The organism is Streptomyces sp. HUAS TT11, from assembly GCF_051553595.1.
Classification (GTDB): domain Bacteria; phylum Actinomycetota; class Actinomycetes; order Streptomycetales; family Streptomycetaceae; genus Streptomyces.
This window is the reverse complement of the sequence record NZ_CP196184.1, coordinates 447,719-465,866: the sequence shown is the minus strand read 5'-3', so window position 1 is coordinate 465,866 and position 18,148 is coordinate 447,719. Positions and strand designations below refer to the sequence as shown.

Below are 18,148 nucleotides of genomic sequence, written 5' to 3'. Positions count from 1 at the left end.
ACTGCTACGTATGCGTTCCGACGCATCGAGCAGGCCATCCCCTGGGGCGCATCGCCTGCCCTTACTCGCAACAGAGTGCGGTGCGCAGTCGTCGCCGGCAGATGACGGTGCAGCCGAGGCTGACGAACGCGCGAGGAATGTCGTCGCGGATCTCCCAGCGGAGCGCGGGCGGCGGAACCAGCGCAACAGCGCGATCGTTCCTTCCACGAGCCGGTACACGCCCGGGCCGGAGCCGTGCCCGGTGCCGCGCCGGGCGAGGTGCGGGGTGATCCGGAACCGGCGGACCTTGTCCCGGTAGGTCTCGTGGTCATGGCCGCGGTCGGTCTGGGACCGCACCCAGGCTGCCGGTTCCTGGGGGCAGAAACTCCCAGCGGATCCCGCTGTACAGCACGAACAGGGTCCCGCACAGCACCTTGCGACTGTCCGGACGCTTACGGTCCGGACGCCGCGGACCACGTGGGACGACCTCAGCACCGGCTCGATGCGCGCCCACAATCCGTCGTTGACCTCCCAGGGCCGGACAGCGGTCCTCCTCGTCTCGACTGGCTCGCGCCCCCTCCGGCACTTCCTTGTGCGAGCAGTCGTCAGCGCTCCTGGCGTGCCGGGTCTGCGCTGCGGACCCGGTAGGTCTGGAGCCCGGCTTGACGTGCCGTCAGGTGGTGTGTGGGTCGTTGTAGACGAGGGTGTCGAGTTGGATGTTGTAGGCGTGGTGGAGGGTCCAGAGGGTGGTGAGGCTGGGTTGTTTGGTGCCGGCGGCGAGGCGGTGGAGGGTGGATCTGCTGATGCCGGTGCGTTCGGCCATGTCGGCGACGGTTTCGTCGCCGTGTTCCTTGGCTTCGGCCAGGAGTGTGGTCATGTGTAGGCGGAGCATGGTCGGGGACCCCCTCTGGGAATGTGCGTTTGTGCGGTTGGCCCACGCGCACGCAACGTATGCAAGTTGTCGGCTTGGAGTGACGCAAGGGTATTTTGATGCGCACAGGAGTTCGGTGTTGGTGATGTGGCCTGTGTGTTTGTGGATCTAGGGCTGTGACCTGCGAAGGTGCATGGGTGCAACTGAGTGGGCAGTAGTTGGCATGCGCGCTACCCTCCGGGGTCGGCGCGCTACTCTCCGGGGATGCGGAGTATGGAAGATCCCCCCCACGGGAGTCGGGCAAGGCGGCAGGCGCAGGCGCGGCGGGTCGGTGCGTTTTTGACGGCGGTGGCGACCGCGGCCGGGTACGACGTGCGGCGGCGGCAGGGCGGTCGGGTGCAGTTGGCGGCCGTGACCGGTCTGAGTTTGACGACGATCAGTCGGACGTTGGACGGCAAGACGTTGCCGCTTCCTTCCCAGTTGACGACCTGGGCGACGGTCCTCAATCTTGATCATCGCAGGATGCTCGTGGAGAGCGGTCTGATCCCGGAGCAGCGCGGGCCGCAGACGGTGGAGAAGGACGTGGAGGTGGCGTCGGTGCTGTCGGCGCAGGAGGCGATGGATGCGTGGGGGATCACCGATCCCATCATCCGCAAGACGCTCAGCGGAAGCATCGCCCAGGCGATCCAGTTGCAGGAGGAGTTGGACGCGGCCGGGGACTGGGGAGCAGTCGCCCTGGGGTGAGAGACGGACTCGACAGAGGCACGAGCACTCTTTCGACCGGCAGGATGCGACATCCGCCCCGGTGAAGGCGGGTGAGACCTCCGCGCCTCTGGGGTGCTGCCGGCCTCCGTGCTCACTGCACCGGCCATATGGTGGTGGCCGGCGCGAGGCCGGAGTGTCCGGCGTGGTGTCGCCTGGGTGGCGCACGGTCTGTTCGGGCGGGCGCCTGCGGATCGTCTGCCTGGACGCTGCTGCGTCCGTCCTGTTGATCGTCATGTGCTGGCAGTACCAGGGGTCTGGTGGGCCGGGGTTGCTGTCGCGGCGCATCGCGAAGAGCGTCGGTGCATCGTGACGTCAGGCTGGGGTTCGCGGAGAGGGCGTGTCCGGGTTTTCGGGGTTTTTCTGGGTTGATGCGTGTCAACACGCCCAGGGGTATGGGGGAGTGCCGGGGTTTTTGTGTGGGCGTGTCAGGATCGGCGGGTTGGTTGTCCGTGCCGGGGAGAGGGGCGGCGGATGCTCGTTGTGCAGGGTGCCTCGGTGACTGCTGTCGTTCGTGGCAGTACGGGTGAGCCGGTGATTTTGCTGTCCGGGAACGGGCATCGGGGTGTGCCGGAGCAGGCGCTGCTGGATATGGTGAAGGTGGCCTCGGCTGTTCTCAGTGAGGCGGAATTGCGCCTGGTCAGCCAGGCCTTCCCGCGCTTGCGGGCGGGTCGGGCGGATTCGCGCGTTGCGGTCGGTGATGAGGTTTTGACGGTCTACAGGCTGTCCGGCGACTGACCCAGGTCGGGTTCGGAGTTTGCGATGAGGGTGGCGGGCTCGGGGCCCGCCTTCTGTTTTTCGGGGGTGACATACGCGTCGCCCGCCGTCGGCGGAATTCGACGGCGGGCGACGCGGCTTCATGGATGGTGGATGTGCTGTTGGGTCAGTAGCGGCAGCAGTCCCAGTCGTAGGAGTACTGGCTGTAGCGCCCGTGTCGGTAGCCGCCCAGGTCCCAGCCCGAGTGCCGGTCGCAGCGGTTCCGGTACCTGTCCCAGCGCCAGTAGTCGCGGTCGTGGCCTCGGTATCGGCGCAGGTCGATGCCGCGGTAGCGGCGCAGGTCCCCGTTGTTGCGGTAGTGGGACGGGTGGTGGGTGCGTGCGCTCTCGCCTCGGTGGAGGGCGGAGAGGGCGGGCGCCGCGGAAACCGATCCCGGCAGCGGGGTGGCGCTGGCTTCTGCCGTCAGGGGCACGGCAACGGCTCCGGCTGTCATCAGCGCGACTGCCACAGCCCTAGCAATGGTCTTCACGTACTCTCCTTTCGGACAGCAGGAATTCGATCATTTCCCTGCTGCTGCGTCAGACGCTACCTCGAATTCCATGCGTCACGGCAGAAGCTGATAGGCGATCAGGCGCGGCGAGTACGGGTGGGCGGCAATCGGGAGCAGGTGGAAAGAGGCAGCTCAGCGACCTTTTCCGGTGAGTGCGGAACGGTGGGTTCCGGCCCTTTTTGAAACACCCGTCCAGACGAATTCACGCCTCGTGGCGCAGCCTGCCGGCGCTGCCGTGAGTGGAAATGAAATAAGAGACTCTCGCCGGGTGAATTGCATCCTTTAAATGACCCGTATTCGGTGGAGTGGGAAAATCAGGGCACGGCAGTGTGGCCAGTTGTTTCCCTATGGCAGGTGAGGTGTCCTGCGATGGAACTGCCCCTGCTTCTACGGAGTCGGTCCGGCCCTCCGACGCGGTGACGTCCTCCGGGACTGCGGGTCGCTGATCACCTGAGCCGTCGTCCTGCCGGTGATCGTTTCCGGACCGTGTGTGCGGCCGGGTGGCCCGTTAGGCGCCGGGAACCGCCGCCGAAGGACAGGGCGAAAGCCGGGATGGGAGGAAGGTGGCGTGCCCGGCGGCCATGGCCACGGGAGCGGCTCGGCTGATCTCGTAGCCTGCGCCGTCGGTGAGGCCGGTGATCCCGGTGACAACCGGCTGGAGAACTCCTCGGCCGGGTCAACGCGTGGCGTCGGCGGACGAGTCCGCGCAGCGCGCACCCTCGGGCCTGTTGTCGATCCGGCCCCGCTCGGGCGGCTCGCGAAGGCGTCGTGAGTGTTCGACAGTTCTTACGACGACGACGCCGGACCGAGCCGTGGCTGTCCGCGTGTCAATCGGCTACCTCGATGTACGACGCCAGATTGGCAAGCGAAGAGGCCATCCCGGCCTCGTGGACCGCCTGATCGATGCCGGGCGGCACATCCGTGGCGGTGACGGTCACTTCGGTTCCGTCCCCAACGGCGTTGAGCTGCCAGGTCATTGTCATGGTGCCTGCATACGAGGGGTCGTCGGCCTCGAAGACCGCCTTCTGCACCACGCGCGTGGGCGGAACCAGTTCCGCGAACCCGACATCGACGACATCCGTCGCATCTGACGTCTTGCCGGGACTCTCGGCGGGATCGAGGTAGGTGAGGACCATCCGGAAACCCCCGCCGGGCCGGGGATCCCACCGGTCGACCCGCCCTCGCATGCCTTCCGGCGGAAGCCACACCTCGAGAGACTCGCGGTCGAGGAGAGCGCCGTAGACAGCCTTCGGTGGCGCTGCGATGATCCGGCCTGCGCGGTCGATCCTGCTCATGGCGAAAGTCTAGGACCGGCCCCCGATTCCTCGTCGCTGTTTGCGGTCGACAGCCTCGATGTGATGGAGGATACCGTCGCTGGGCCCGGGGATGGACTGCTCGATCGGTCGCTCGGCCCACATGGCCGGCATGCGGATGCGGCCTGACCGGGACGGCATGGGCAGGGACGGTGATCCGGCGATCCCAGGACGTCAAGCGCCTGAGGTGATGTTCCTCCGGCCCGGCCCCTCTTGCCGCGCACGAAGGCGAGAATGCCGTCGCGGTGCGACCGGATGTCGCTGCCCCGCCACCGGACCACCCGCTACCTTGTCCACGGCTCCGCCGCTGGGGCGCCTGACCCCGGGGTGACAAGTCCCGTCTCGTACGCCACGACGACGGCTTGGGCGCGGTCACGCAAGCGGAGCTTGGCCAGGATCCGGGCCACATGGGTTTTCACGGTGGCCTCGCTCAAGCCGAAGCGCGCGGCGAGTTCGGCGTTGCTCAAGCCGCCGCCGAGCGAACGGAGGACTTCGAGCTCGCGGGGGGTGAGCACAGACAGGTCCCGATGCAGGGCGCCGGCCTCGATGTCACGAGAAACGAAGCGTTCGACGAGTCGGCGAGTGATGGCCGGAGCGAGCAGCGCATCACCGGTGCGGGCAAGACGGACGGCGGCGACCAGGTGTTCGGGAGTGACGTCCTTGAGGAGGAAGCCGCTCGCCCCCGCGGTAAGCGCGGCGTAAACGTAGCGGTCGAGGTCGAAGGTGGTCAGCATGATGACGCGGGGCAGATCGGGCGCGGCGCAGGAGAGGATGCGCCGCGTGGCTTCCAGTCCGTCGGTCCCGGGCATGCGGATGTCCATCAGGACCAGGTCGGGGCGGGTGCGGTGGACCGCGTCGATCGCCTCGTCGCCGTCGGAGGCCTCGGCGACGACGTCGATTCCGTCCGCCGCCAGGATCAGGCTGAAACCGGTACGGACCAGGGCCTGATCGTCGGCGATCACCACGCGCGGCAGCTCACTCACGCGACCTCCTCGACTGGTATCACGGCGCGGAGCCGGAAGCCGCCGGTAGGGCGTTGGCCCGAGTGGAGAGTGCCTCCGTAGACGGCGAGACGATCACGGAGGCCGATCAGTCCACGACCGCCCCCGGGTCCGGCCGGTGCCTCGGATACTCCGCCGGTGTCGGACACATCGATGTGCACGGCGCCGGGGACGTGGTCGATGGCGATCCGCACACGCGCTCCGGCGGCGTGCTTGACGGTATTGGTCAGCGCCTCCTGCACCACGCGGTATGCGGCCAGGTCGGCGCCGGTGGAAAGGGGTACCGGGGCGCCGGTGACGGTCAGTTCGACGGCAACACCGGTTCCGCGCATGCGATCGGTCAGGGTCGGCACCTGGCCGAGGCCCGGTTGTGGCGCCAGGTCGGTCTCGGTGGCCGTGTCGTAGCCGTCGCCGGCCATGGTCAGCAGGCCCATGGCGTGGCGCAGTTCGGCCATCGCGGTGCGCCCGCCGGCCTCCACGGACAGCAGTGCCTCGCGGGCCCGGTCGGGCGCGGTGTCCATCACTGTGCGGGCCGCACCCGCCTGGATCACCATCACGCTCACATTGTGGGTGACCACGTCGTGCAGTTCACGCGCGATCCGTGAGCGTTCGCGGTCGACCGCCAGCCGTGTGGCGGTCTCGTGCTCTTCCTGCAGGACGCGCAGGCGCTGCTTCCAGGTGTGCATCGCGTTGGCCGCGAGCCCCACACCGAGCAACGCGAGGAACGGCGCCAAACTGGGGGCGAAGGACGGGAAGTTCTCATCGTGGTACACGGCGAGCAGGCCTGTGCCGGCCACCAGGCCGGTGAGGGCGCGCGCCCGGTACGGGCTGTACACGGCGGCGCTGTAGGCGGCGACCACGCAGGTCAGGAAGGTGTACACGGTCGCATCACCGCCGCCCGTGCGCAGGTTGAACAGCAGGCTCGCGCCCACCACGGCCCAGAAGGCGGCCAGCGGATACCGTCGGCGCACCACCAGGGGCAACGCGGTCAGCGCCGCCAACATCAACTGCGCGGGCTGGACGGCTTCGAAGTGATGCGCGAGTCCCAGCGGCGGGGGCGGAGCAGCCGGCGCGGAGCCCGGCGTCGGCACGGGCGGTGGCTTCAGCACCGGAAACGGCGGGAGCGGAACGTCGCTGCTGCCCTGCCGGAGGACGGTTCCCACCGTACATGCGGCGAGGACGACGGCAAGGATCGCGTCGGCGGTCCACATCCACCGGGACGGCCGCGGCAGCGGGCTCCAGCGACGCAGCGTTGCGACACCCGTCCTCCACCGCTCCACGATCTTTGCCCGAACAGCTGCGCCCATGCGCACAGTGTGGCAAGCCCCGGACCCCGCCACATCCTTCCCGTCGCGGACGAGCACTACATCCCTCACGTACATCGCAAGGATGACGCGAGCAGCGGGTCATCCAGGGACGGCAGCCCATCTCGCCTTCACAGGCGACGCACGGGGCCCGGCCCGGCCCCTAACTTCGGGCCGAACCGTCAACTACCGGCCTGTGGAGGCACCGTGGCAGCGACTGCGCCCGTGATCGACATCCGCGATGTGACCAGAACGTACGGGGAGGGGTCGCCGGCTCTCGCCGACGTGACGCTGAGCGTGCTCGCCGGCGAGGCACTCGCCGTCCTGGGGCCGTCCGGCAGCGGCAAGTCGACGCTCCTCAACCTGATCGCCGGACTCGACCGGCCGACCGCAGGCAGCGTCACGGTCGACGGACTGCGGGTGGACAAGCTGAGTGAGGCCAGGTCGGCGGAGTACCGGCGGGTGAAAGTCGGCATGGTCTTCCAGTTCTTCAACCTCCTGGACGACCTCACGGTCACCGACAATGTGCTGCTGCCCGCGCAGTTGGCGGGCCTGCCCCGGGCCGAGGCCCGAAGGCGTGCTGCCGCTCTGCTGGAGTACCTCCGCATCGACCGGCACGCCGGTGCCTACCCCGGCCGGTTGTCCGGCGGCGAGCGGCAGCGGGTCGCGGTCGCCCGGGCGTTGATGAACCGCCCCGCTCTGCTGCTGGCCGACGAGCCCACGGGCGCGCTGGACACCGCCTCCGGAGAGCACGTCCGAGAACTGCTGACCGAACTCAACGCGGAAGGGCAGACGATCATCCTGGTCACCCATGATCTGGGCCTTGCCGAGTCCTGCGCGACCCGGACCGTCGAGCTGGTCGACGGCCGGATCGTGCCGGACACCGAGCACACGGCGGCGGTGGCCCGATGAGCGCGCTCGGCCGGGTGGTACGCGCCGGAGTCGGGCGGCGGCGCGTCCATACCGCGGTGATCATCCTGACCACGCTCATGGCCGTGACCGCGTCGGTGCTCGCCACCGGACTGCTCGTCGCGGCCCAGGCGCCCTTCGACCGCGCCTTCGCCGAGCAGCACGGCGCCCATCTGACCGCGCAGTTCGACGGGACGAAGGCAACAGCCGCGAAGCTCGCGGCAACCGCCCACGCATCCGGCGTGACCTCCGCAGCCGGACCCTTCCGGACCCTTTCGGTACGCCCGCGCACGGCGTCGCGCTCCGACATGCTTCCGGCCGGTGTCGATCTCCCGCCGCTGACCGTCGTCGGCCGGGCCGATGCATCAGGCCGTGTCGACGGACTCACATTCGTGGCGGGCACCTGGGCCACCCGACCCGGCCAGATCGTGGTGGCCTACGACAGGGTGCCCGTACAGCCGGGTGAGCGGCTGACGTTCCCCGCCGCGCCGGGCAGCCCCACGCTGACCGTGGTCGGCGTCGCCCGGTCGGTGACCGGCACCGCGGATGCCTGGGTGACTCCCGCTCAGGCCGAGGCACTGACCGCGCCGGGCAGCCCCCTCACGTACGAGATGCTCTACCGCTTCCGCCACGCGGGTACGGACTCCCGGATGGCCGCGAACCGCGCCGCTGTCACCACGGCAGTGCCGCGGGGCACGATGACCGGGTCGCACTCCTATCTGGCCGTCAAGCAACAGGAAACCGCCAACGCGATGGCCTTCGTGCCCTTCCTGGCCGCTTTCGGAGTCCTCGGACTGCTCCTGTCGGTGCTGGTCATCGGCATCGTGGTCAGCGGCGCGGTCGGCGCCGCGACCCGGCGCATCGGCATCCTCAAGTCCCTCGGCTTCACCCCGGCACAGGTCGTACGGGCCTACGTCGGGCAGGCGCTGATCCCGGCGGCGGTCGGCTGCGCCCTGGGGCTCGGTCTGGGCAACCTACTGGCCATTCCGGTGCTCCGAGAGGTCGGCACGGCCTTCGGCGGCCCGGCAGCATCGATTCCCGTGTGGATCGACGCCGTCGTGCCGACCGCGACCCTTGTCCTCGTCGCCGGCGCAGCACTGGTACCCGCGTCGCGCGCCGGCCGACTGCGTACCGTGGAAGCGATCAGCGTCGGACGTATCCCCGACGCCGGTCGAGGGCACCTGGCTCGGCGGCTGACGGGGCGGCTCCCGTTGCCGCGCGCGGTCAGCCTCGGGCTGGCGAACCCCTTCGCCCGGCCGGCGCGTTCGGCGACGACGGCTGCCGCGGTCGCCTTCGGCGCCGCCACCGTCACCTTCGGGGTCGGGCTCGCCCTGACACTCGGGGCTGTCCAGTCGGGCCGCATGCTCGACTCGGCCGGTTCGGTGGTGGTGGAGACCGGCGGCGGGCAGGCACCTCCCGGCGCACAGGTGGTTCACGCGGGCGGCGAGCCCGAAGCGCCGAAGGCCGACCCGGCGGAGATCGCCGCCGCGCTCCGTGCGCAGAAGGGGACGAGGCGCTTCTACGGCACGGCCCAGGCGGAGGTGAGCGCGTCCGGGATCACCGGCGCCACCACCGTGGTGGCGTACCAGGGCGACGCGTCGTGGGCCGCCCCGCAGACGGTCTCGGGAAGCTGGCTCGACGGCCCTGGTCAGGCGGTGGTCACCACCCGGTTCCTGCAGGCTGCCGGAATCCGGGTCGGGGACACGGTGACCCTGACGGTGCAGGGGCGGCAGACCTCGGTGCGGATCGTCGGCGAGGCGTTCTTCACCCAGGGCGAGGGCATGGAACTCCTCACCCCGACCTCGACCCTCGCGGCACTGGGACTCGATGCAGAACCGGGCCGGTACAACGTCGAGACGAGACCGGGCACGGCCTTGGCGCCCTACCTGACCTCGCTCAACGCGGCACTGGACCCGGTCGGCGCCGTTGCCCGGGCCAACACCACCAACGCTTCCGATGTGATCGTGACCATGGACGCGCTGGTCGGGACGCTCACCCTGATGCTTGTTGCGGTCGCGGGCATGGGCGTCCTCAACACGGTCGTCCTCGAGACCCGCGACCGCGTCCACGAACTCGGCGTCTTCAGGGCTCTGGGCATGGCACCCCGCCAGACCGTGACCATGGTCATCACCTCGGTCGCCGGGATCGGCCTGGTCGCCGGTGCCGCGGGCGTCCCGGCCGGGGTCGCCCTGCACCGGTTCGTCACACCGCTCATGGGCGATGCCGTCGGCATGGACCTGCCCACTTCGGACGTCGCCGTCTACCACGCGCCCCAGCTGGCCGTGCTCGCCCTCGGCGGGTTGGTCATCGCGGTGACGGGCGCGCTGCTGCCGGCCGGCTGGGCCACCAGGAAGGACACAGCGACCGTGCTGCGCAGCGAGTGACGGTGCCCTGCCGCCGGCAGGAGGGCAAGGTACGCCACCTCGGATCGAGCGGGGCAGCAACGGACACCGTTCGCCGCGCCCACACGGTCCACCGCGGCAGCGCCGTACAGCGCGCGCACGGACCCGCTTGCGGGACTTGGTGCCCGACAGCCTCCGCTTCAGCGCTGTAGTCGGTCGCTGAACGGGCCTTTGCCGGGACCTTGCGGCAGCCATGGCCGGGCGGCGTTCCGGGGCGCGCCCTCAATCGGTGGCTTTCGAGCCGGTGACGATGCCGGCCGCACTGCACGCGACGCGGACGAGTGCCGCGGTGGCGGTCGAGCGGGACTGCTGTGGCCACGCGATGGCCAGCACTGACACCGGTGCGTCCGCGACGGGCCGGTAGACGACGCCGGGGCGCGGATAACGAGCGGCGACGGAGGCGGGCAGCAGGGGAGTCGGGCCACCGAGCCCAACGAGTGTGAGCAGTTGGGCGAGGTCGCGACCCTGGCCGCGGTGCTGGTTGATGAACCGGTCCACGTCGTCAGGGCGCAGGCCGAGGTCGGTGAGGGTCAGCTGGTCGCGGGCGGCGAGAGGATGGGAGGCAGCGAGTGCCGCGACGCGCGGTTCGCCGATCAGCGTCTCCGAGTCGAGGCCGGTACGGTCGAAGGGCTCATGGACCAGGGCCGCGTCGGCTTCGCCCTGGCGCAGCAGCTGCGGCTGTTCGTGCCAGCCGCACAGCCGGACCGCGACGGGTATGGCCGCCGGTTCCCACGCGAAGCGCGCGAGGATCGGCTCCAGCAGACCCGCGTCTCCGTCGGCCTTGACGGCCAGGATCAGCTTCGGCTCCGTCGCCGCGGCGCGCTGGGCCCGCCGCTCGGCGGCCTGCAGGGCGTTCAGGGCGATCTTTGCCTCCGTGAGCAGTACCGCTCCCGCCGGGGACAGGGCCACGCCGTGGGTGTTCCGATCGAAGAGGTCGACGCCCATTTCCTTCTCCAGCTTGCGGATCGCGCGGGACAAGGGTGGCGGGGACATGCCGAGTCGCTCGGCGGCGCGGGTGAAATTGAGTTCTTCGGCGACGGCGACGAAGTAGCGCAGCGGGCGTGATTCCACACGACCCCCTCTGTTCGGTATTGCCCTCAGGGTAACGCGGGCGAGCCGATCGATCCTTCAGTTCGAGCGCGCTACGCAGCAGGCTCGACGACATCGGTTCAGCCTTCTCGAATGGGAGTCATTGAATGATCGTCGTCGCCACCCCCACCGGTCAGATCGGCCGGCAGGTTCTCGACCACCTTGTGGACGCCGCGGAAGGCGCGACGGACATCCGAGTGATCGCCCGAGACCCCGCACGGCTCCCCGCCCGTGTCCACGAACACGTCGAGGTCGTACGCGGCTCGCACGCCGACCCCGCCGTTCTCGAGGCGGCGTGCGAGGGTGCCGACCGCCTCTTCTGGCTGGTGCCCCCGGCGCCCCGGGCCGACAGCGTCGAGCGCCACTTCCAGGGCTTCACCGAGTCGCTGTGCGAGGTGATCGCGCGCCACGGCTTGGAACGTGTTGTCAGTGTCTCGACCCTGGGCCGCACGGTGGCGAAGAACGCCGGGCAGATCTCCGCCTCCCTCGCCATGGACGAGGCGATCATGGCAACGGGTGTGCACTACCGCGCGTTGTGCCCGCCGTTCCTGATGGAGAACCTGTTGGGGCAGGCAGCCTCGATCCGAGACGCCGGGGTGTTCTTCCTGTCGATGACGGATGACCGCGTGCTGCGCACCTGCGCCACCCGCGACATCGCTGCCACGGCGGCCCGGCTGCTGCTCGACGGATCGTGGACGGAGCAGCATGACGTACCGCTGGTCGGACCCGACGACCTGTCCCCGGGGGGCATGGCAGCCGTCGTCTCCGAGGTGCTGAACCGCCCCGTGCGCGTCCAACTGATCAGCAGCTCGGAGTACAAGGAGGCGGCCCTGCGTCGCGGCGCGAGCGAGGCCTGGGCGCAAGCGCTGGCCGACATGACGGACGCCCTCGACGAACAGGGCTTCTACGGGTCTGACGTGCCGAGTACGCCCGAGTCGGCGCCCACCCACTTCCGCCAGTGGTGCGAGGAGGTACTCAAGCCCGCCGTTCTGGGCTAGAGCCTGGCAGGGGCAGAGTCGCTCTCGACACCGCGAAGGCCCCTGAGGGCCTGTGAGTTCCGGTGTCCGGCCCTGCCCCTGCCTTTGCAGTGTTCACGGTAAGGGAGAGAAGCGGCAGCCTGTGCCGACAGCGCGGCACCGGCATCAGCGCGGTCTGGGTCGAGGTGCGGGGGTCGCGTCGAAGGTCCGCCTGGCGGCCGGCGGGTCGAGCGGAGGCACGGCGCTGTTCCTACTTCGGAACCAGGCGGAAGCGTCGTAACCGGAGACCTCGCGCGGGCACTCTGTCTGTTGCCTGCACCTGAGACCGCGTTTGAGGTCTTTGTAGATGGCGCTGTGACTTTGCGCTCCAGCTGGTGGATGAGCCCGGCAGTCGGCAGAGCCGAGCGCAGGTGTCGGCGGGCGAGCACGGCCTGCAGCGCTTGCCTGCGGGTTCTTCAGAGAGCTCGGGAGACCCAGCCGGGGAGCTGGATCTCCCGCAGTGCACGGTGGCCTTCGCTCACCTCAAGTACGGTGACTCGGCATGATCGAATCCGAGATCGAGATCAGCGAGGAACTGGTCCGCGACCTGCTTCGGGAACAGCATCCGGACCTGGCCGAGCTGCCCATCCGCGAAGTGGCGGGCGGCTGGGGCAACCAAATGTGGCGCCTCGGTGACGAGTTGGCCGTCCGGATGCAGCGGATGGACACAAGCCCCGATCTACAGCTCAAGGAGCGCCGGTGGCTGCCGACTCTGGCCGCGCGCCTGCCGCTGCCGATTCCCGTCCCCCTACGGAACGGTGCGCCGTCCGAGCGCTTCCCCAAGATCTGGACCGTCATGACATGGGTCGAGGGCACGCCGCTGGACCACGGCTCGATCACTCGCCGCGACCACGCGGCCGAGACGCTGTCGGGCTTCCTCAGGGCGCTGCACGTGGAGGCGCCCGCCGACGCACCGACAGCTTCGGACTTCGGCGCTCACCCCAAGGACTGCACGGACGGCTTCGAGCACTTCTTCCAGGCCGTTGCCCCTACCGACCTCGCCGACCAGATCCGTGAAGTCTGGGGCGAAGCGGTGGCGGCCCCGGGGTGGGAGGGTCCACCGGTGTGGGTACACGGCGACCTGCATCCCGCGAACGTCGTCGTCGCGGACGGGACATTGGCGGGTGTCGTCGACTTCGGCGCACTCCTGGCCGGCGACCCGGCGTGGGACCTCGCGGCCGCCTGGCTGCTACTCCCCGCGGGCGGCGCCTCACGGTTCTTCAACTGCTACGCACAGGCGGACGAGGCCGCGGTGCGACGGGCGCGCGGACTGGCCGCGATGAAGAGCCTGTTCCTGATGTTGATGGGCCAGAACGGGGAACGCGGCCTGCCCGGAGGCAAGCCGAACTGGGGACCCGCAGGCCGGTCCGCTCTTGATCGTGTCCTGAAGGGCCTTTGACGTCGGCATGGATCGGCTGGGCTTCCCGGCGGCCATGCACTCGCTGACAGGAACCGATGCAGTCCCGGCCCGGTCCGCCAACCGGCTCGGTCGGGCGGACCTGCTCGCGTCGGAGACCGCCGGCAGCGGACAGTCCGGTCATACAGCAGAGCTCCGGTGAGCGGTCGGGGGCCTGGGCGGAGAGCCGGTCCTTTGCGGGTGAGTCCCCGAAACATGTTGCCGATCATCGCCCAGCGGATCATGGTCTCCGAGCGAGCGGGGCTGGTCTCGGCCGCCCTTCGGCCCCACCCTGGCCGGTGGCAGCAACAGTTGGTCGATCTCCGACGGCGGCAACGATTCCTCCACCGCCGAGCCGTCGGCCGTGATCATCCAGCTGTCGATCCTCCTTCGCGGAAGATCAATTCTCGCCGTTCGTCTCGCCGTAATTTCTCAAGTAGGCGGCCGGAGTGGTTCCGTAGAATGATTTGAAGTGTCTGATGAAGTGGCTGGCATCTGCAAAATGCCAACGTGCGGCTATTTCGGAGACACTGGCCGTGTTACCTTGCCGCACGAGTTCACCATGTGCCTTCTGCAGACGCCGTCGGCGAGCAAAGGCCATGATGGAATCATTGGATGCAGAAAAAGACCTGTGCAGCGTGCGAAGGGAAACCCCGACTGTTTTGGCGACCATTGCGGGGGACAGATCGTGTCTGTCGAGATTTTTTTCGATGACGTTCTTCGCGGCCTTCAACGTGGCGTTCGGGTGTTCCTGCAGCCCCAGTTCGGTGCGTTCGGAGAGCATTCCTGAGAACAAGGTCGCGCAGGCGTCCAACGCAATGTTCTGCGCGGAGATCGACAGGTCCAGGTCGTTACTGGTCTTCTCGATCGCCTCCAGGAAGTTCACGAGGAAGCGGACCTCGGGGGCGGAGACGTCGGAGACGTAGGCCTGGTTGAGCACCTTGGTTGATCGCATGCGCGAGAACAGCAGGTGTCGCGGGATCGTCACGACACGTACGCGTGTGGCGGGCGCGCAGGAGAATTCCCAAGAGGCTTTGGTGTCCCGGATACAGATACGGCCGGGTGTGACGGAGTGGGTGCCGTCCTTTCCCGTGAAACTGATCCGGCCGGCCGTGACCAGGTCGGCCACGATCGGATCCTGGTCCAGATTGCTCCCGGAAATCCCCGTCAGCGAGTCGCAGTACACCCTTACCGACAGCAGACTGTCGAAAAGGTGTCCGTTTGCGGAGAATCTGAATCCATGGGCGGATCCGTGAGGTATGGCGAGGCGTGTGAGGTGGGAGAAGGGGCCGCCTTCCCACTCCTGGAAAATGTGCTCAGTATCTCTCACCTGCCGGGCCGTCAGATTCATGTTGGTCTTGAAATCTGTTGTTCGGCCGCAGTTCAGTGAGGAGTCTGCGGAATCTTCCAGTGTCTGGTCACTCATCTGCGCCTCTTTTCGATCGCTCCAACCGATCTTCTTGGTGAAGGCATAGGGCGATCGACAGGGGAATAGGACTGCTTGCAAGCAGGTGACATCGTTGTCGCACGCAAGGATTTGCTCACTTTACGTGTCGGGAAGGGTTCTTGTCGAATGATCAAGGAGTGCAGGCGTCGTGGTTCTATCGAGTGGCGCGCATATACAACCTCCGCGCCCTCCGGGCCGGCCTTGCGCATCCCTGCCCGTGGCTCCGGCAGGGGCGTGGTGCTGAAGGTCTGCGTACCCGGAGGGTGCGGGGAGAGGGCGGTGGCCTCCGAACGCTATGGCGATGACCTGTGGTGATGCCACTCACGCGAAACCGCTTCGTCGCGACCTTCCAATCGGCGCGGTGAGAAGGCACCCCTCACCGGGCGGGTACATCACGAAGCCGCCTCGGCCGGCCTTATGACCTTCCGCTCGCAGCGATGCCGCTTGTACCCGTAAGAGATGGCCTCCGGTGACGCGGGGGCCATCATCCGGTGTCGGTCGGGCCACCGTGGCACATGTGGCATCCGTGTTCTATCCGCGTGGCTGCACGGTGTGATGAGTTGGGAGCAACCGCTGCGATGGGGACGCGCCGCATGCGATCTCCGGGCCGCCGGGGACTCCGTGGCACGACACGGACCGGCCATCACGGGGTCAGCCGCCGCCACGTCGGTCACGTTTTCCTGGACGGCCGGAGTCGCCGCGGCCGCGCCTGCCGACCCAGGAGGCACTGGGCGGGTGATCTCGCAGGACGCGCCCTGTCCGGCCGCACTTTCCCGGAGTCCCGACCGCCCAGGGACCACACAGAGACGACACCATGACACAGCACCACGACCCACTCAGACCGATCGTCTTCGCCTACACGGTCGTCCGCGACGCTTTGGCCGCTGCTGCAGAGGGGCGGTGCACAAGGGATCCGGACGGCACGGTTCTGGCTGTCTCGGGTGCGCCCGTGGCCACATTGAACGGCGTCATCAGTCCCAACCGTGATCCGAACCCCCAGGTGCTCGGGTCCCTGGCCGGCGATCCGAACCTCACGGGGTTGCCGTGGAGTATCCAGGTCCGTGGTCGTGCCGGGAAGGCGATCACGGAGGTGGCGGCGCGGTACGGGCTGACCGCGGTCACCACGACGCCACTCATGATCAGGCGTCCCGGTGCGGGAATGCTGCCGGGGCCGGCCGGGTCCGTGCGCATACGCCCGGTGGCAGGTGACGAACTGGGCCTGTACGCCCGGACGATGGCGGAGGGCTTCGGGGTGCCCCTCGAGGTGTTTGCGATGTTCGCCGAACCCGCCCTGGCCAAGAGGGAACACTTCACCTTCTACCTGGCGGAGGCGGACGGGGTTCCCGTGGGCACGGGAATGGCCGCGGTCACCGACAACCTCGTGGGAGTCTTCAACATCAGCGTGCTCCCACAGCATCGGCGGCAAGGCCACGGACAGACCATCACGGCGGAGATCATCCGCGCAGCGAACGACGCCGGCGCCACGACCGCCTACCTCTACTCCAGCACCATGGGCGAACCCGTCTACGCATCCCTGGACTTCCGCACCGAAGAAATCCTCACCGCCTTCACCGCCCCGGTATAAGCCACATCCCACCAGCAACCCGCGCTGTCCGTAGGAAGAAGCCTCTGCGTCGGTCGACAGAACGCCGAGCGCGCCGACCGCCCGGCAGCCGTCCTTTGGCTCGTCGTAGGTCGGCGAACCGCTGCTCTGTCACCGTGCAGAGGACAACCACCCCGCCTGTCGCCCGGTTTGGGGCCGCATCGGCCCACACAGCGTGAGAGCGACCGTCCGGCCGCCCCGTCGAACTCTGCGACCGGACCGGAAGGACTGTCGACATCCGTTTCCGACGCCAACCGCTGCAACCCATGGTGCACCGTAAGCAGCGATCGCCTCAGCTGCGCCCCGCCGCGGTGTCGATCCTCGCGCGAAGCCGCCGATCCGGCGTTCGACGACACCATCGCGGCCCAGGGGCCTCCGCCTTCTTGTGGACGACTTCGAGTCGAGCGCCTGGTCACTCGGCAGTGCGGCAGATGTGCCAGGTGTGTCCGTACGGCGGTCGGCCGCGGTCAACAAGGGTCAGTGACGCGGAGTCCGTGTGGTGCGCCGGGTCAGCACGGGAGGGCGTTCTCCGGCCCCGCGGCGGAACGGTCGGCTCGGGTGCCGGTGCGGCTGAAAGCTCTGCTGGCGTGGGCAGTGGGCGTGTTCGCGTCACTGTCCTGGGCATCCGGACGGTCGAGGCCATCGTGATCGGCAGCTCTGTAAGTGTGGGCGACGACGGGCAGCCCGGGTGTTCACGTCCCCACGCCGGGAGGGGTTCCCGGACCGGGTTCGATCGGCTGCCGGCCCGTGCCTGCCTGGCCGGAGGGGACATGGGCATCGGTGTCGATGCGCGTGGCCTCCTGGTCGGGGGCACGGACACATCCGTCGATCCCTGCGGTGGTGTCGTCGTGACCGTACGCCCGGCGTCCTGACCGCGTGGACCGCGCCGTCGGCTCCACGTCAACCGAATGAGGACGGCTCATCAACACGTTGTCGACGGGGCGTGGACGCTCACACGGTTGGCTGCTTGTGGCAACGCCACCGTCCAGGCTGCCCACTTGGGCGCCGGGTCATGTGCGCTGCCGCACACATGGTGCGACGTACCTCGTGCGTGCGTACCAGCTGTCTGTATGAATACGACAAGGGAAGTTCAATGACGCGTTCCTACGCATCTCTCGGCCTGGCCGCAGCACTCAGCAGCGTCCTCTTGCTTGCTGGATGCGGCGGCTCCGACAGCGGAGCTGCGTCTTCGGCGCCCAGTGCGCCCGCATCCGTCCCTCCCGCGGCCGCCCCTTCCAACGGCGCTGCGGGCGGTAGCGGTGGATCCGGCGGCGCTGCGGGGGACGCCGGATCCAACGGCACGGGAAACGGGGCGCCTGCCGGTCAGGCGCCGCAGCCTGCGCAGTCGACGAACCCGTCGGGCGGTTACTGGCCCGCGACCGTGCAGCTCGGGCACAACGACCGGCTCGGCAGCACCGTGGTGGACGGTGAGGGCTTCACGCTGTACCGGTTCGACCCGGACTCCGCCAACCCCTCGAAGGCCACGTGCGTGGGCGACTGCGCGGTCACCTGGCCGCCGGTGCTCGCCAACGACAAGATCGTCTTCCAGCGGCTGTACCGCGACAAGATCTCGACGGTCACCAGGCCCGACGGAACGCAGCAGGTGACCATCGGGGGATGGCCCGTCTACCGGTTCTCCAAGGACACGGCGGCAGGCGAGATCAAGGGTGAGGGGGTGGGCGGCACCTGGTTCGCCGTCGCCCCCGACGGCACCAAGGCCAAGGACAGCAGGGACTGAACTGTTCGGTCGGGCGTGGGGCCGGTCGTGTGCCGGCCTCACGCCCGAGGC

General features: G+C 68.7%; 15 protein-coding genes and 1 pseudogene. 8 read left to right on the top strand and 8 right to left on the bottom strand.

What is annotated here, in order from left to right; all coding sequences use genetic code 11:
• Nucleotides 1-61: 61 nt before the first annotated feature.
• Nucleotides 62-495: pseudogene (locus ACSHXN_RS02310) on the bottom strand (transposase).
• A 157-nt stretch (nt 496-652) separates the two neighbouring features.
• Nucleotides 653-856 carry a helix-turn-helix domain-containing protein gene (locus ACSHXN_RS02305; protein WP_356112462.1) on the bottom strand — a complete coding sequence of 68 codons (204 nt, stop codon included), beginning with the start codon at nt 854-856 and terminating at the stop codon, nt 653-655.
• A 420-nt stretch (nt 857-1,276) separates the two neighbouring features.
• Between ACSHXN_RS02305 and ACSHXN_RS02300 the strand changes: the two genes are divergently transcribed.
• Complete coding sequence (locus ACSHXN_RS02300; RefSeq protein ID WP_383357525.1) at nt 1,277-1,594, top strand: hypothetical protein; 318 nt, start codon at nt 1,277-1,279, stop codon at nt 1,592-1,594.
• Between the two features lie 492 nt (nt 1,595-2,086).
• Nucleotides 2,087-2,350 (top strand): hypothetical protein, encoded by a 264-nt coding sequence (locus ACSHXN_RS02295; RefSeq protein WP_355142574.1) that lies wholly within the window; start codon nt 2,087-2,089, stop codon nt 2,348-2,350.
• 145 nt (nt 2,351-2,495) lie between these two features.
• On the opposite strand, the gene ACSHXN_RS02290 is transcribed toward ACSHXN_RS02295, so the two are convergent.
• The 4 genes from ACSHXN_RS02290 to ACSHXN_RS02275 all read right to left on the bottom strand — a co-directional run bounded on the left by ACSHXN_RS02290 (nt 2,496) and on the right by ACSHXN_RS02275 (nt 6,500).
• A complete protein-coding gene (locus ACSHXN_RS02290; RefSeq protein WP_355142229.1) occupies nt 2,496-2,858 on the bottom strand; it encodes a hypothetical protein in 363 nt (120 codons plus the stop codon).
• A gap of 848 nt (nt 2,859-3,706) precedes the next feature.
• Nucleotides 3,707-4,174, bottom strand: a complete 468-nt coding sequence (locus tag ACSHXN_RS02285; RefSeq protein ID WP_355142230.1) for an SRPBCC family protein — start codon at nt 4,172-4,174, stop codon at nt 3,707-3,709.
• A gap of 302 nt (nt 4,175-4,476) precedes the next feature.
• Nucleotides 4,477-5,175, bottom strand: a complete 699-nt coding sequence (locus tag ACSHXN_RS02280) for a response regulator transcription factor (RefSeq protein WP_355142232.1) — start codon at nt 5,173-5,175, stop codon at nt 4,477-4,479.
• Nucleotides 5,172-6,500, bottom strand: a complete 1,329-nt coding sequence (locus ACSHXN_RS02275) for a sensor histidine kinase (protein ID WP_438302516.1) — start codon at nt 6,498-6,500, stop codon at nt 5,172-5,174. The genes ACSHXN_RS02280 and ACSHXN_RS02275 overlap by 4 nt, the downstream gene beginning before the upstream one ends.
• Nucleotides 6,501-6,704: 204 nt before the next feature.
• Between ACSHXN_RS02275 and ACSHXN_RS02270 the strand changes: the two genes are divergently transcribed.
• Both ACSHXN_RS02270 and ACSHXN_RS02265 read left to right on the top strand, forming a co-directional pair.
• Complete coding sequence (locus tag ACSHXN_RS02270) at nt 6,705-7,409, top strand: ABC transporter ATP-binding protein (protein ID WP_356114923.1); 705 nt, start codon at nt 6,705-6,707, stop codon at nt 7,407-7,409.
• Nucleotides 7,406-9,790 (top strand): ABC transporter permease, encoded by a 2,385-nt coding sequence (locus ACSHXN_RS02265; RefSeq protein WP_383357522.1) that lies wholly within the window; start codon nt 7,406-7,408, stop codon nt 9,788-9,790. Before ACSHXN_RS02270 ends, ACSHXN_RS02265 begins: the two co-directional genes overlap by 4 nt.
• A 240-nt stretch (nt 9,791-10,030) precedes the next feature.
• Here the strand turns inward: ACSHXN_RS02265 and ACSHXN_RS02260 are convergent, their stop codons facing one another.
• Nucleotides 10,031-10,879, bottom strand: a complete 849-nt coding sequence (locus ACSHXN_RS02260; protein ID WP_355142240.1) for a LysR family transcriptional regulator — start codon at nt 10,877-10,879, stop codon at nt 10,031-10,033.
• A gap of 125 nt (nt 10,880-11,004) precedes the next feature.
• Here ACSHXN_RS02260 and ACSHXN_RS02255 point away from each other — a divergent pair, with 125 nt between their 5' ends.
• A complete protein-coding gene (locus ACSHXN_RS02255; protein ID WP_438302515.1) occupies nt 11,005-11,895 on the top strand; it encodes an NAD(P)H-binding protein in 891 nt (296 codons plus the stop codon).
• Between the two features lie 520 nt (nt 11,896-12,415).
• Nucleotides 12,416-13,312, top strand: a complete 897-nt coding sequence (locus tag ACSHXN_RS02250; RefSeq protein WP_356114926.1) for an aminoglycoside phosphotransferase family protein — start codon at nt 12,416-12,418, stop codon at nt 13,310-13,312.
• Nucleotides 13,313-13,709: 397 nt separating this feature from the next.
• On the opposite strand, the gene ACSHXN_RS02245 is transcribed toward ACSHXN_RS02250, so the two are convergent.
• Nucleotides 13,710-14,735, bottom strand: a complete 1,026-nt coding sequence (locus tag ACSHXN_RS02245) for a helix-turn-helix transcriptional regulator (protein ID WP_356297451.1) — start codon at nt 14,733-14,735, stop codon at nt 13,710-13,712.
• A gap of 835 nt (nt 14,736-15,570) precedes the next feature.
• On the opposite strand from ACSHXN_RS02245, the gene ACSHXN_RS02240 reads away from it, so the two are divergent.
• The gene (locus ACSHXN_RS02240; protein WP_438302514.1) at nt 15,571-16,341 is read left to right on the top strand and encodes a GNAT family N-acetyltransferase; all 771 of its coding nucleotides are present in this window, start codon (nt 15,571-15,573) and stop codon (nt 16,339-16,341) included.
• A 1,399-nt stretch (nt 16,342-17,740) separates the two neighbouring features.
• A complete protein-coding gene (locus ACSHXN_RS02235; RefSeq protein ID WP_355142460.1) occupies nt 17,741-18,097 on the top strand; it encodes a hypothetical protein in 357 nt (118 codons plus the stop codon).
• Nucleotides 18,098-18,148: the final 51 nt, after the last annotated feature.

Bases quoted from the DNA above. Each gene is read 5' to 3' on its own strand.
- ACSHXN_RS02295 (WP_355142574.1), top strand. From the start codon at position 2,087: ATGCTCGTTGTGCAGGGTGCCTCGGTGACTGCTGTCGTTCGTGGCAGT.
- ACSHXN_RS02240 (WP_438302514.1), top strand. From the start codon at position 15,571: ATGACACAGCACCACGACCCACTCAGACCGATCGTCTTCGCCTACACG.
- ACSHXN_RS02250 (WP_356114926.1), top strand. From the start codon at position 12,416: ATGATCGAATCCGAGATCGAGATCAGCGAGGAACTGGTCCGCGACCTG.
- ACSHXN_RS02255 (WP_438302515.1), top strand. From the start codon at position 11,005: ATGATCGTCGTCGCCACCCCCACCGGTCAGATCGGCCGGCAGGTTCTC.
- ACSHXN_RS02285 (WP_355142230.1), bottom strand. From the start codon at position 4,174: ATGAGCAGGATCGACCGCGCAGGCCGGATCATCGCAGCGCCACCGAAG.
- ACSHXN_RS02245 (WP_356297451.1), bottom strand. From the start codon at position 14,735: ATGAGTGACCAGACACTGGAAGATTCCGCAGACTCCTCACTGAACTGC.
- ACSHXN_RS02265 (WP_383357522.1), top strand. From the start codon at position 7,406: ATGAGCGCGCTCGGCCGGGTGGTACGCGCCGGAGTCGGGCGGCGGCGC.
- ACSHXN_RS02305 (WP_356112462.1), bottom strand. From the start codon at position 856: ATGACCACACTCCTGGCCGAAGCCAAGGAACACGGCGACGAAACCGTC.
- ACSHXN_RS02275 (WP_438302516.1), bottom strand. From the start codon at position 6,500: ATGGGCGCAGCTGTTCGGGCAAAGATCGTGGAGCGGTGGAGGACGGGT.